The organism is Mesorhizobium sp. WSM4898, from assembly GCF_029625845.1.
GTDB lineage: Bacteria > Pseudomonadota > Alphaproteobacteria > Rhizobiales > Rhizobiaceae > Mesorhizobium.
Window position 1 is genome coordinate 638,841 of the sequence record NZ_JARTVQ010000001.1, and the last position, 12,989, is coordinate 651,829.

Sequence of the window (12,989 nt, forward strand, 5' to 3'; positions counted from 1 at the left end):
GCGGTCAGCACGGCCGCTATTTTTTCGGGATCATGCTCCTCCTTTCTCCCGTTGCGTGATGCCGCAAGACAGGCGAAGGTGCTCTGAAAAGCTTCGCCTCGGGAGAGAACGATCATGGCCGGAACCTTTGTCATCGCGCAGGGCGGCGGCCCGACCGCCGTCATCAATCAGACGGTCGTCGGCGCCACGCTGGAGATCCGCAAGCGGCATCCCGGCGCCAAGGTGCTCGGCTCGATCCATGGCGTGCGCGGCATCCGCGACGGCAACTATGTCGACCTCTCAGCCATCCCCGAAGATCGGCTGCGGCTGATCGCAGGCACCCCGAGCGCCGCCCTTGGCTCGACCCGGGACAAGCCAGACGCGGCGTATTGCGAGGTCATCCTCAACGGCCTCAAGAAGGCCGGCGCCGATGCCTTCATCTATATCGGCGGCAACGACACTTCGGGCACCCAGCAGATCCTGACCGACGCCGCCGGCGGCGCGATGGCCTTCGCGCATGCGCCGAAAACCATCGACAACGATCTCGAGGAGAACGACCATACGCCGGGCTTCATCTCGGCGGCCGAATTCGTCGCCGGCGCTTTCCTGTCGGTCGATTTGGATTTCCGCGCGTTGCCCGGCATTTATGTCGGCATCGTCATGGGCCGGCACGCCGGCTTCCTGACTGCCGCGGCCGCCGCCTGGCAGCTCGATCCGGATAGCGGTCCGCATCTGGTCTATGTACCGGAGCGCGCCTTCTCCGCCGAACGTTTCATCGATGATGTCCGCAGGACGCTCGACCGCCACAAGCGCTGCATCGTCGCCGTCTCGGAAGGCGTCAGCACCGCCGACGGCAAGGCGTTGGTCGAGAGCCTAGTGCCTCCGGAAAAGCTCGAGCGCGACCAGCACGGCAACGTCAAATTGTCGGGCAGCGATCTGCCGGCGGCGCTCGAACGCGCTTTGGCGGAAGGCCTGCCGGGCAAGCGGGCGCGCGTCGATGCCCTGGGCTATATGCCGCGCGGCTATGTCGGCGCGATCAGCCCCGTGGACGCCAAGGAAGCCTTCGAAGCCGGCGCGTTCGCGGTCGCCGTCGCCGGGGAGGGTGGCGGCTCGGTGGCGCTGCAATATGACGGTACCAAGACCGTGCTGAAGAAGGTGCCGCTCGAGGCTGTGGCCGGCAAGACCCGCCACATGCCGGACAATTTCATGAAGCCGGACGTCAACCAGTTGTCCGAGGCCGGCATGGCCTATCTGAAGCGGCTGGTGCCGGAAAAATACAAGGTCGGAAAGCCGTTCGTCTGATGGGCGACCTTGTGGTGGGCGACTGGTTCGGCAAATCCGTTGTCGATGCCAGAACGACGATGCTGACCGAGCCATTCGTGCACGATTTCGTGCGCGCCAATATTTGGCATTTCAAGGGCCGGGACGCCGACCTGCTGGTCGACACCGGCATGGGCATCTGCCCGCTGGCGCCCGAGATCGACACCCCGGCCGGCAAGCCGCTGATCGTCGTCGCCACCCACATTCATCTCGACCATGTCGGCTCGCTGCACGAATTCCCGCTGAGGATGGGGCCGAAGGTCAGCGCGGGGGAGTTCGATGGCATGGATGATGCCGTCACCTACGCCAACATGTTCCACAATCTCGACGATGCGGTATCCAAATTGCCGGCGCCCGGCTGGAAGGCGGCTGACTATCGCATCCCTTCCGCACCGTTGACGCGAATGCTCGACGAGGGCGACATCGTCGACCTCGGCGACCGGAAGTTCCGCGTGCTGCATCTGCCCGGACATTCGCCGGATTCGATCGCGCTGTTCGATGAGGCCGACGGCCTGTTCTTCGCCGGCGACGCCATCTATGACGGCATGCTGATCGACGACCTGCCGGATTCGGACCGCGCCGCCTATTGCCGCACCATGCAGCGGTTGCTCGAACTGCCGATACGCATCGGCCATGGCGGCCATGGCCCGAGTTTCGGCCGCGCGAGGATGGGAGAGATCGCGTCTTCCTACCTACGCCGCCGAGAGCGCTTCGTGAGCGCTGTCTGAATTAAATCTTTGTAAGGTCGCGCCAAAACCCTAATTCGGACCATTCCACGCCCTAAATGCGTGGCTGTCGATCCGGCCGGCTGCCATGCATGGCGAGACGGGTAATCCCGGCCGTCGACACGCCGACGGGCGCGTCCTTGGAGAGAGCCGTCCACGGCGCCGGATCAACTCTCGCCCGGACAGAAACGACCATGTCACCATTTAGCATTCTTCGCAGACATCGCGTCGCGGCCCTGCTGGGCGCTGCGCTGATCATCTCCCCCGTCGTTGTTTCCTTTGCGCAAAATCCCGGCAATGCCGGCCTGAGCAACGTGGTCGCGACGACACAGACGCCGGTCGCCGGCATTACCGCCCCGAACGGCTCGTTCGCGCCGGTTGTCGCCACCACCAAGCCGGCAGTCGTGACCGTGACGACCGTGATGAAAGCCCAGCCCGGCGCGACGGACGACGGCTCGCCTTTCGACGGCAATTCGCCCTTCGACCAGTATTTCCAGCAGTTCTTCGGCGACCAGGGCATCCCGATGCCCAAGACGCCGCCGCAGCAGGCGCCGCGGCAGGAGGCTTTGGGCTCCGGCTTCATCGTCGGGTCCGATGGCACCATCGTCACCAACAACCACGTCATCGACGGCGCGACCTCGATCAAGGTGACGCTCGACGACGGCACCGAGCTTCCCGCCAAGCTCGTCGGCCACGACGCAAAGAACGATCTGGCGGTGCTCAAGGTCAAGGCGAGCAAGCCGCTGCCGACCGTCAAATGGGGCGATTCCGACAAGCTGATGACCGGCGACCAGGTGCTGGCGATCGGCAATCCGTTCGGCATCGGCACCACGGTCACCGCCGGCATCGTCTCGGCGCGCGGCCGCGACCTGCACAGCGGGCCGTTCGACGATTTCATCCAGATCGACGCGCCGATCAACCACGGCAATTCCGGCGGCCCGCTTGTCGACGTGAAGGGCGATGTGGTCGGCATCAACACGGCGATCTATTCGCCCAATGGCGGCAGCGTCGGCGTCGGCTTCGCCATTCCTTCGGACCAGGCGCAAAAAGTGGTCGACAAGCTTATGAAGGGCGGTGACATCGAATACGGCTATCTTGGCGTGCAGATCCAGCCGGTCACGCAGGACGTCGCCAGCGCCATCGGCCTCGACCATCCGGGCGGCGCGCTGGTCGCGGCGGTCACCGAGGGCTCGCCGGCGGCCAAGGCCGGCATCGAGACCGGCGACGTCATCACCGGCTTCGCCGGCCAGGAGATCAAGGACCCCAAGGATCTGTCGCGCGCCGTCGCCGACGTCTCGCCCGGCAGCAAGGAAACGCTGAATGTCTGGCGCAACGGCAAGGCGATGCAGATCTCGGCCGATGTCGGCCGCAATGCCGAAGACCAGAAGACCGCCTCGAACGGCGAAGGAGGCAAGCCATCGGCCGAACAGGGCCTGCGCGTGCCCTCGCTCGGCCTTGGCCTTACGGACCTCACGCCGGACATCCGGGAGCAGCTCAACCTGGCCGACAACCAGCGCGGCGCCGTGGTCGAGCGCGTCAACCCGGACAAGGCGGCCTCCGCGGCCGGCATTGAACCCGGCGATGTCATCGTCGCCGTCGACCGCACGCCGGTGAAAAACGCAAGGCAAGCGAACCAGGCGATCGCCGAGGCCGGCAAGTCCGGCAGGAAGTCGGTGCTGCTGCTGGTCGATCGCGGCGACGCGCAGATATTCGTCGCCGTGCCTTTCGCCGCCGGCTGAGAAAACTTCCAAGGAGCCTGCCGGCCTCTTCGGCAGGTTCCGCCGACAAGATTTCGGTTGCCCGCAAACGAGGTCGACTTCCGCGACGAGTTGATTGAACCGGACGATCGTCGCGACGGCTTCGATCTGGTGCTGACGCTGACGCGCGAGCAGGCTCGGCGCCCGGCCGGCGCGATCCTTCCAGATCGGAGAGAAGGTCTTCAGACGACGCTGCGCCCAGAGTTGCCGACGCCTTTGACCCCGTGGACGCCAAGGCTTCCGAATCGACCCGGCAGGTCCAAGATGGTTAAGCGGTATCGGAAAGTGACTATTAGGAGATTCTAAAATCGAACCGAACAGTTCGTTTCTGTTGACGGTGCGTGCAGGACGGGGTGAACACTCGGCGCGCGTATACACTTGGTGAGCCAAATGGATAAATGCGATAACCAACTGATTCAACAGTGTAAAAACCGATCGTGGCGGGCGATTGGTACAATTTCAAGATGGGGATTCATGGGCCAGCCGAAACAACTTCGTGATTGGAATCCGGCAGCCGGCTCACCCACATCGGGGCTGTCCGAACGACGCGATTTTCACTCCCAAGACACGCCGCTAGACGGACGAAAAAAACATACTGGAGTACCAAAAATGAAAAAGATTGTTCTCACTGCCGCCGCCCTTCTGGCCATTTCCGGCAGCGCCTTCGCTGGTAGCGACAACTACGGTTCCAACGCCGCCAATCAGCCGGCCGCCGCGGTCGACACTTCTCGCACGGCCTCGACCCACAGGTCGGAAGCGGCCGCTCAGAAGCCCGTCACCCAGGGCGCGGACCACAACCTCTTCGGCAACAACTAAACTGCCGAACCTGGCAATGATCCATGAGGGGCCATGGCCGACAGGAGACAGACGCTGGGTTCACCCGCCGCGTCCCAAGGCATGTCGCCCAAAAGTGTACCCCAGTTTTGGAAACGACATCAGGTTAAGAATTCAGGAGTATTGAAATGAAGAAGATCGTTCTTGCCGCAACGGCCGTTCTGGCCCTCTCCGGCGCAGCTTTCGCAGGCAGCGACAATTACGGCTCGGCTGGCGCCAGCCAGCAGGCCCCTGCCGTCGACACGACCCGCACTTCGTCGGTGGGCACCGACTCGCCGGTCTATAAGCTGCTGAACTCGTCGAATGACGTGCACAAGTCGGCCCCGCAGGGCAGCGACCGCAATCTGTTCGGCCGCTAACAGCCGCAAGCAGTTGACGAAAAAGGAGCGGCGAGGCCAAACCTCGCCGCTCTTTCTTTATCCGGACCGACTCGTGCCTCATGGCCGAAACGGCAGCACCGAGCGTCAGGCCGCCTTCGCCTCGTCGCGATGCAGCGTGAAGGAATGCCCCTCCGCGTCGAAGATGTGCAGATCCCCGGCGCCGGCATTGAGCCGCAGCGTCTCGCCGCGCTTGACCTCGACATTTCCCGGCAGTTTGGCCACCAGCGGCAGATCGGCGCGGCCGATGTCGACATAGACGAGCTGAACCTCGCCGAGCTGCTCGATATAATCGACCTTGCCTTCGAACAGGTAATCCGTCCCGGTCGCGATCGCGAGATCCTCGGGCCGCACGCCGAAGCTCACCGCCGCGCCGTTCGCCGAAGCGGGCGTTGTGATCGGCACCGTCGCCTTGCGGTCGCCGACATGGCTGACCACGGTCGGATTGCCGGCCTTCTCGATCTTCGCCGGCAATATGTTCATGGCCGGCGATCCGATGAACTGCGCGACGAAGAGATTGCCCGGCCGCTTGTAGAGCTCCATCGGCGTGCCGACCTGCTCGACGACGCCTTCCTTCAGCACCACGATGCGGTCCGCCAGCGTCATCGCCTCGACCTGGTCGTGCGTGACGTAGATCATCGTCGTGTTCGGCATCGATTCTTTCAGCTTGGCGATCTCGATGCGGGTGGCGACGCGCAGTGCCGCATCGAGATTCGACAGCGGCTCGTCGAAGAGGAACACCTTCGGATTGCGCACAATGGCACGGCCGATGGCGACGCGCTGGCGCTGGCCGCCCGACATCGCCTTGGGCAGGCGGTCGAGATACTTGGTGAGCTGCAGGATCTCGGCCGCCTGGCGCACGCGCTTGTCGATCTCGGCCTTGCTTTCCTTACCGATCTTCATCGAGAAGGCCATGTTGTCGTAAACGGTCATATGCGGATAGAGCGCATAGGACTGGAACACCATGGCGATGCCCCGCTTCGAAGGCGGCACGTCGTTCACAACTTCGCCGTCGATCTGGAGCACGCCGGAGGTGATTTCCTCGAGACCGGCAATCGACCTCAGCAAGGTCGACTTGCCGCAGCCCGACGGCCCGACGAACACGATGAACTCGCCCGATTTGATGTCGAGGTCGATGCCGTGGAGAATGTTGAGGTTGCCGTATGATTTCTTCACCTGGTTCAGCGTGACATCGGCCATGGTTTCCTCTCCAGTGATTGTCTGTTCTCAACTCAGTCGATCCGCCCGAACCAGGCACCATAGCCGCCAAGGCGGATGGGCCCGGTGCCACCTTGTCCCGAAAAGCCGTGTCCCGGCAAGGGCTGCAGCGAGCCCTTGCCGAGATCAACTTCGGCCGGCTTGCTGCCGAGGTTGAAGACGCAGGCGATGCGCTCGTTGCCTTCGCGGCGCGTGAAGGCGACGGTGTCGCCATCGCTTTCGATAAAGTCGATTTCGCCCTTGCCCAGCGCCGGATGCTGACGCCGGAAGGCGAGAAAGCGCCGGTAGTGCTCGAGCAGCGAGCCCGGATCGCCCTGCTGCACATTCACGGCTTGCGCCAGATGCTTGCCCGGCACCGGCAGCCATGGCTTGGCGGTCGAGAAGCCGCCATTCTTGGCCGCTGCATCCCACACCATCGGCGTGCGGCAGCCGTCGCGGCCCTTGAATTCCGGCCAGAAACGGATGCCGTAGGGGTCTTGCAGGTCCTCGAATTTCAGTTCCGCCTCGCCGAGGCCGAGCTCTTCGCCCTGATAGATGCAGACCGAGCCGCGCAGCGACATCAAAAGCGCCGAGATCACCTTGAGATAGGCGCTCGGATCGGCTTCGTTGGCGGCCCAGCGCGAGGCCACGCGCATCACGTCATGATTGGAGAAGGCCCAGCACGACCAGCCGTCGCTGGCGACCCGGCCGAAGGCCTCCAGTACCGCCCGCACCTTGGCGGCGCTGATCTTTTCCGGTGCCAGGAAGTCGAAGGAATAGCACATGTGAACGCGCTTGCCGTCGGCGGTGTAGGCGGCCACCACCTCCAGCCCGCGCTGCGAATCCCCGACCTCGCCGACGGCGGCTTGCGCCGGATATTCGTCGAGCAGCGCGCGGAAGCGCTCAAGGAAACCGAGATTCTCCGGCCGGCTCTTGTCGTAGATATGGTCCTGGTAATTGTAGGGGTTCACGGCCGGCGCCGTCTGGTCGTTGCGCTCTTCCGGCGGCAGCGGCGGGTTGTCCTCCAGCCCCAGGCTGTGGAAGTAGAAATTGATGGTGTCGAGCCGAAAGCCGTCGACGCCGCGCTCCAGCCAGAAGCGGGTGATGTTGAGTAGCGCGTCCTGGACCTCGGCGTTGTGGAAGTTGAGATCGGGCTGCTCGGCCAGGAAATTATGCATGTAATATTGCTGGCGGCTTGTATCCCATTGCCAGGCCGAGCCGCCGAAGATCGACAGCCAGTTGTTGGGCGGCGTGCCGTCGGGCTTGGCGTCCGCCCACACATACCAGTCGGCTTTCGGATTGGTCCGGCTGGAGCGGCTTTCATTGAACCAGGGGTGGATGTCGGCGGTGTGCGACAGCACCTCGTCGATCATCACCTTAAGGCCCAGACGATGGGCTTCCGCCACCAGCGCGTCGAAGTCGGCCAGCGTGCCGAACATCGGATCGACGTCGCAATAATCCGACACGTCGTAGCCGAAATCCTTCATCGGGGATTTGAAGAAGGGCGAGATCCAGATGGCGTCGACGCCGAGCGAGGCGATGTAGGGCAGCCGCCGGACAATGCCTTGCAGGTCGCCGATGCCGTCGCCGTTCGAGTCCTGATAAGAGCGCGGATAGATCTGGTAGATCACCGCGCCCCGCCACCAGTCGCGGTCGACGGCGGGGTCCGGTCTCGAACTCGTCTTCAAAGCCGATTGCATTGTCTCAACCTCCTTTCACCGAGCCGGCAAGCAGCCCGCGGACGAAATAGCGCTGCAGTGAGAAGAACACGATCAGCGGCACGATGATGGTGATGAAGGCCGATGTCGTGAGGATTTCCCAATTGCCGCCTCTCGAGCCGAGCAGCGCGTTGAGTTGCGCCGTCAGCACGATCTGGTCGGGCGCCGTGCCGAGGAAAACCATCGCCACCAACAGATCGTTCCACACCCACAGGAATTGAAAGATGGCGAAGGAGGCAAGCACAGGGAATGACAGCGGCAGCACGATCTTGACGAAGATCTCGAAATCGCTGGCGCCGTCGATCCGTGCCGATTCCATGATCTCGCGCGGCAGGCCGGCGATATAGCTTCTAAGCAGGTAGATGGCGAAGGGCAGGCCGAAGCCGGTATGCGCCAGCCAGATGCCGAGATAGGTTTTCGACGGCACACCGAAGAAGGTCCCGACGCCGTTGTAGAGCTTGAGCAGCGGGATCAGCGACATCTGCAGCGGCACCACGAGCAGGCCGATGATCACCGCAATCAGCAGCGCCCTTCCGGGAAAGCGCATCCAGGCCAACGCATAGGCGGCGAAGGCCGCGATCAGGATCGGGATCACCGTCGCCGGAATGGTCACGGTCAGCGAGTTCATGAAGGAGCGGCCGATACCTTGCGACAGAAGCACGTTCTCGTAGTTTTCCGTGGTGAATTTCGGCGGCGCCGAGGAGGCATAATAGACACGCTGGCCGCGATCGCCTTCGAAGGGCTTCGGCGAAGACAGCACGAACGTGCCGTCGGCGTTGACCTGCAGCGACACCCCATCGCCGAGATCGGCAGCCGTGCCGGCCTTGTATTGTGTCGGCGCCGCCGCCTTGGTGCCGAAGGCGCTGATCGCACGCTTGGCGCCGTCGCCGAAGACGTTGCCTTCGATGACGTATTTGCCGTCCTTCTGGGTTTGTGCGGACGCAGCCGGCAGACGCCCAGCCTCGGTCTGGCTGGAGCTTGAGAAGGAGTTCCACCAACCCGACGCGATGATCTGGTCCTTGTCGCGCAGCGACGACACGAGGATGCCGAGTGTCGGGATGGTCCAGATGACGACGAAGACCAGCACGGCGAGATGAACGCCGAATCGGCCGACGAAGGACTTTCCGCGGGTCGCAGCCATCTCAGTGTCCTCCCGTCTCTTTGTTGGCCTGGCGAATGTTCCAGACCATGATCGGGATGACCGCGATCATGATGATGATGGCGATCGTGGCACCGCGGCCGAAATCGCCGCCGCCGCGGAACATCCAGTCGAACATCAGATTGGCGAGCACCTGGCTGTTCCATTGGCCGTTGGTCATGGTCAGCACGATGTCGAACACTTTCAGCACCAGGATGGTGATGGTGGTCCAGACAACTGCGATCGTCCCCCAGATCTGCGGCACCATGATCTTCCAGAAGATCTGGAACGGGTTGGCGCCGTCGATGACGGCCGCCTCCAGCGTCTCTTCCGGAATGCCGCGCAAGGCCGACGACAGGATCACCATGGCGAACCCTGTCTGGATCCAGATCAGGATCACCATCAGGAAGAAATTGTTCCAGAACGGCAGCGATATCCAGACCTGCGGCTGGCCGCCGAAATACTGGATGATGGCGTTGAGCAGGCCGATCTGCACCTGGCCCTCGCCGCGATACTCGTAAATGAATTTCCAGATCACGCTGGCGCCGACGAAAGAAATCGCCAGCGGCAGGAAGATTAGGCTCTTGGCGATCGTCCCCCACCAGATCTTGTCGGTGAGCACGGCGATGATCAGGCCGAGGAAGGTGCAGGCCGCCGGCACCACCGCCAGCCATAGGATGTTGTTGAAGATCGAGTTGCGGAAATCCTGGTCGCTGAACGCCCATTGGTAGTTGGCGAGGCCGACGAAATGCTCGCCGCCGCGGTCGAGAAAAGAGAGCCGCAGCGTCTCGATCACTGGATAGATCAGATAGATGGTCAGGATGATCATCGCCGGCCCGACGAACAGCCATGGCCGCACCAGCCCTTGCCGGCGCAGATTGTCGACGGCGGCGCTGCCGGAGACGCCGCGCGACGGAAAGATGAGATCGAGCAGCTTGTTGGCGCCCCAGAAATACGCGACACAGCCGCCGACGCCGATGATGATGACGAATATGGCCGAGAAAATCTGAGCCGCCATGGGTCCCTCTCCCTGGGCATGACCGGCCGGCCAAGGCTGGCAGCCGCATGCGCCGACTTTCAGTTATTCGGAACGCGAAGGCTTCCGGCGTGGGCTGCCGGTCGGACCCGGGCCGTAGCCCGGATCCAGTAGGAGGATGAGAAAAGTCTCGGGTCGCGCGCGGCGGCCTACTTGATGGCATCCCAGCTCTTCTGGATATCGGCGGCGACGTCCTGGGCGGACTTGCCGCCGACCAGGTCGATCATGCCGGTCCAGAAGGAGCCTGCGCCGACCTTGCCGGGCATCAGGTCCGAGCCGTCGAAACGCACCGTGGTGGCCCCGACCAGGATCTCGCCCTGCTTCTTCAGCGCGTCGCTGCCATAGGCGTCCTTGTTGGCTCCCTTGAAGGGCGTGACGAAGCTCTTCTGCGCCATCCACAATTCATGCGCGAGCGGCATCTCGAGGAACTTGATGAACTCACGCGAAGCCTTGGAATCCTTGGTGATCATCACCAGCGTTCCGGCCACTTCCAGCGGCGTGCCCAGTTCCGGCTTCGAGGCGTAGGGCGGGTACGGGAAGAAGTCCGCATCCTGGCCGAGCTTCACATTCTCCGGGAAGAAGGAAGGAATGAACGATGCCTGATGGTGCATGTAGCACTTCGGCGGCACCGTAAAGAGGCCCTTCGGGCTGTCGCGGAAGTCGGTTGCCGCGACTGCCTTGGCACCGCCGTCGACCATCTTGTCGTCGGTTGCGATCTTGCCGAAGATGTCGAGGGCGTTGACCACGGCCGGATCGGTGAAGGGAATCTCGTTCTTCACCCATTTGTCGTAGACTTCCGGCGGCTGGGTGCGCAGCATGATGTCCTCGACCCAGTCGGTTGCCGGCCAGCCGGTGGCGCCGCCCGAACCCAGCCCGATGCACCAGGGCTTGCCGCCGTCGGCAATGATCTTCTTTTCGAGATCGGCCAGTTCCTCCTGGGTCTTCGGAACTTTGTAGCCGGCCTCCTCGAAATTATCTGGCGAGTACCAGACCAGACCTTTCACGTCGATCTTGTAGGGAAAGGCATAGAAGCCCGGCTTGCCGTCCTTGCCCGTATAGGTGCCGAGCTTGGCCCAGGAGTCGCCGGCGGCATAATTTTCCTTGATCCAGGCGGCGACGTCGTCGCCCAGCGGGGTCAGCACACCCTTGGAAGCGAGATCCTGGATCAGTCCCGGCTGTGGCAGGATGGCGATGTTGGGCGGGCTGCCGGCCTGTGTGTCGATGACGATCTGCTGCTCATAATTCTCCGACGAGGAGTATTTGACCTCCGCTCCCGTCGCCTCGGAGAAATAGTCGAGCACCGAACGCACGAGCGTCTCGTCCTCGCCGCGCCACGGACCGAAGATGGTCAGCGTTTCGCCCTTGAGGTCGACCTTTTTGAGATCGTCGTAATTCGCCCAATGAAACTTCGAATCCTCGCCCGGCTTGAATTTCAGTTCGGCATGTGCCGGCAGGCCAAGGGTGAGCGCAGCGAACGCAGCACCCAAGAGAAGCATTTTCTTCATGGCAGTCCTCCCAGTGTTGAGACAGTTCGGACGAAACCTCCATCTCGTCCGCCGACGCCCACGGAACTGTGACTCAGCGAGAAGGCAACCGCAACCTTTCGAAGAGTCTTCCAAAGCGCTTTGGCTAATCTGATCTCGCCATTGAATCATGCGGAAGTCAAGAGGTTGGCCGTGCTAATCGATTTAGGATCCGGGTCGCGAGAGAGGAAAAGTGCAATGCAGCAAGCTTTTTTGGCGCTGCAGCAGCAATTTCGGCTTCAAACTGCCTGTGGCCGCCCCTAAGGTCATAACGCCGGGCGATAGTGCCTATCATCGAATTTCAAATTGAAAGCGCTTTGAGGCTGGAGGCCTCGATGAACCTGAAGCAACTCTCGCACATGCTGTCGCTTTCGCAGACGACGGTAAGCCGGGCGCTGAACGGCTACCCGGAGGTCAGCGAGGAGACGCGGCGTCGCGTGATGGATGCCGCTAAGCGCCACGGCTACCGGCCGAACCCCAGCGCGCGGCGGCTGGCCACCGGCAAATCGGGAATGATCGGCTATGTGCTGCCGACGGGCAACGCCGTCGACATCGATCCGCATTTCGTCGAGTTTCTTTCGGGTCTCGGCGACTATGCCCGCTCGCACGAGCTCGATCTGGTGCTCTCGCCGGCCGATGCCGACGACCAGGAGACGACCTATCGGCGCATCGTCGCCAACCGCCAGGTCGACGCCGTCTACATTTCCTCGCCACGCCCGGCCGACCGGCGGCTGGCGCTGGTCAACACGCTGGGCATCCCCTTCATCGTCCATGGCCGCAGCGAGGGTTTTGAGTTCGACTATCCCTATCTCGATATCGACAACGAGGGCGCCTTCCACGAAGCGGCCAGGCTTCTCGTCCAGCTCGGCCACAAGCGGCTGGCTCTGATCAACGGCGACGACCGCGAGACCTTCGCTATCCATCGCGAGCGCGGCGTGCGCCGGGCGCTTGCGGCCAGCGGACTGACGCTGGGCGAGCGCCACATCTGTTCCACGACCATGACCGAGGAAAACGGCTATCGCGCCGCCCGCCGCCTGCTCGAAGAAAGCGGAGCCCCGACGGCGATCGTCTGCTCCAGTCTCATCATGGCGCTCGGTGTCGTCCGCGCCGTGCGCGATCTCGGCCTGACCATTCCGGGCGATCTGTCGCTGGTCGCCCATGACGACGTCTTTCCCTGGCTGCGGCCGGAGAATTTCCCGGTGCCGCTCTCGACCACCCGCTCCTCGATCCGCCTTGCCGGCGCGCGTGTTGCCGAGCGGCTGGCGGCGCGCATATCAGGGCTGGAAGAGGGCGCGCGCGGCGAGGTCTGGCCGGTCGATCTGGTCGTGCGGGGATCGGTGGCCGGCGCGCCGGTGTAGGGATCGTGTTCCGACAGACGAGACGCG

The 12,989-nt window shown here is 63.1% G+C and carries 11 protein-coding genes; 6 read left to right on the forward strand and 5 right to left on the reverse strand.

The genetic code is table 11. The features are described from left to right. Nucleotides 1-114 precede the first annotated feature (114 nt). The 5 genes from P9228_RS03200 to P9228_RS03220 all read left to right on the forward strand — a co-directional run bounded on the left by P9228_RS03200 (nucleotide 115) and on the right by P9228_RS03220 (nucleotide 4,974). Nucleotides 115-1,281 carry a diphosphate--fructose-6-phosphate 1-phosphotransferase gene (locus P9228_RS03200; RefSeq protein WP_278052362.1) on the forward strand — a complete coding sequence of 389 codons (1,167 nt, stop codon included), beginning with the start codon at nucleotides 115-117 and terminating at the stop codon, nucleotides 1,279-1,281. Further along, nucleotides 1,281-2,027 (forward strand): MBL fold metallo-hydrolase, encoded by a 747-nt coding sequence (locus tag P9228_RS03205; protein ID WP_164763803.1) that lies wholly within the window; start codon nucleotides 1,281-1,283, stop codon nucleotides 2,025-2,027. The genes P9228_RS03200 and P9228_RS03205 overlap by 1 nt, the downstream gene beginning before the upstream one ends. A gap of 191 nt (nucleotides 2,028-2,218) precedes the next feature. Beyond that, nucleotides 2,219-3,763, forward strand: a complete 1,545-nt coding sequence (locus P9228_RS03210) for a DegQ family serine endoprotease (RefSeq protein ID WP_095824378.1) — start codon at nucleotides 2,219-2,221, stop codon at nucleotides 3,761-3,763. 627 nt (nucleotides 3,764-4,390) lie between these two features. Beyond that, entirely contained in the window at nucleotides 4,391-4,597 is a 207-nt protein-coding gene (locus tag P9228_RS03215) for a DUF680 domain-containing protein (RefSeq protein ID WP_066996029.1), read from the forward strand. A 146-nt stretch (nucleotides 4,598-4,743) separates the two neighbouring features. After that, nucleotides 4,744-4,974 (forward strand): DUF680 domain-containing protein, encoded by a 231-nt coding sequence (locus P9228_RS03220; protein WP_066996024.1) that lies wholly within the window; start codon nucleotides 4,744-4,746, stop codon nucleotides 4,972-4,974. Between the two features lie 105 nt (nucleotides 4,975-5,079). Here the strand turns inward: P9228_RS03220 and ugpC are convergent, their stop codons facing one another. The 5 genes from ugpC to P9228_RS03245 form a co-directional block, all read right to left on the reverse strand. Continuing rightward, on the reverse strand, nucleotides 5,080-6,192 hold the full coding sequence (ugpC, locus tag P9228_RS03225) for a sn-glycerol-3-phosphate ABC transporter ATP-binding protein UgpC (protein ID WP_066996021.1): 1,113 nt from the start codon (nucleotides 6,190-6,192) through the stop codon (nucleotides 5,080-5,082). A 32-nt stretch (nucleotides 6,193-6,224) separates the two neighbouring features. Further along, nucleotides 6,225-7,889 carry an alpha-glucosidase gene (locus P9228_RS03230; RefSeq protein WP_278052373.1) on the reverse strand — a complete coding sequence of 555 codons (1,665 nt, stop codon included), beginning with the start codon at nucleotides 7,887-7,889 and terminating at the stop codon, nucleotides 6,225-6,227. 4 nt (nucleotides 7,890-7,893) lie between these two features. Then, nucleotides 7,894-9,048 carry a carbohydrate ABC transporter permease gene (locus P9228_RS03235; protein WP_067324093.1) on the reverse strand — a complete coding sequence of 385 codons (1,155 nt, stop codon included), beginning with the start codon at nucleotides 9,046-9,048 and terminating at the stop codon, nucleotides 7,894-7,896. A 1-nt stretch (nucleotide 9,049) separates the two neighbouring features. Beyond that, the gene (locus P9228_RS03240) at nucleotides 9,050-10,063 is read right to left on the reverse strand and encodes a sugar ABC transporter permease (RefSeq protein WP_066996012.1); all 1,014 of its coding nucleotides are present in this window, start codon (nucleotides 10,061-10,063) and stop codon (nucleotides 9,050-9,052) included. A 167-nt stretch (nucleotides 10,064-10,230) separates the two neighbouring features. After that, nucleotides 10,231-11,586, reverse strand: a complete 1,356-nt coding sequence (locus tag P9228_RS03245; RefSeq protein WP_066996009.1) for an ABC transporter substrate-binding protein — start codon at nucleotides 11,584-11,586, stop codon at nucleotides 10,231-10,233. A 353-nt stretch (nucleotides 11,587-11,939) separates the two neighbouring features. Between P9228_RS03245 and P9228_RS03250 the strand changes: the two genes are divergently transcribed. After that, a complete protein-coding gene (locus P9228_RS03250; RefSeq protein ID WP_067324096.1) occupies nucleotides 11,940-12,962 on the forward strand; it encodes a substrate-binding domain-containing protein in 1,023 nt (340 codons plus the stop codon). Nucleotides 12,963-12,989: the final 27 nt, after the last annotated feature.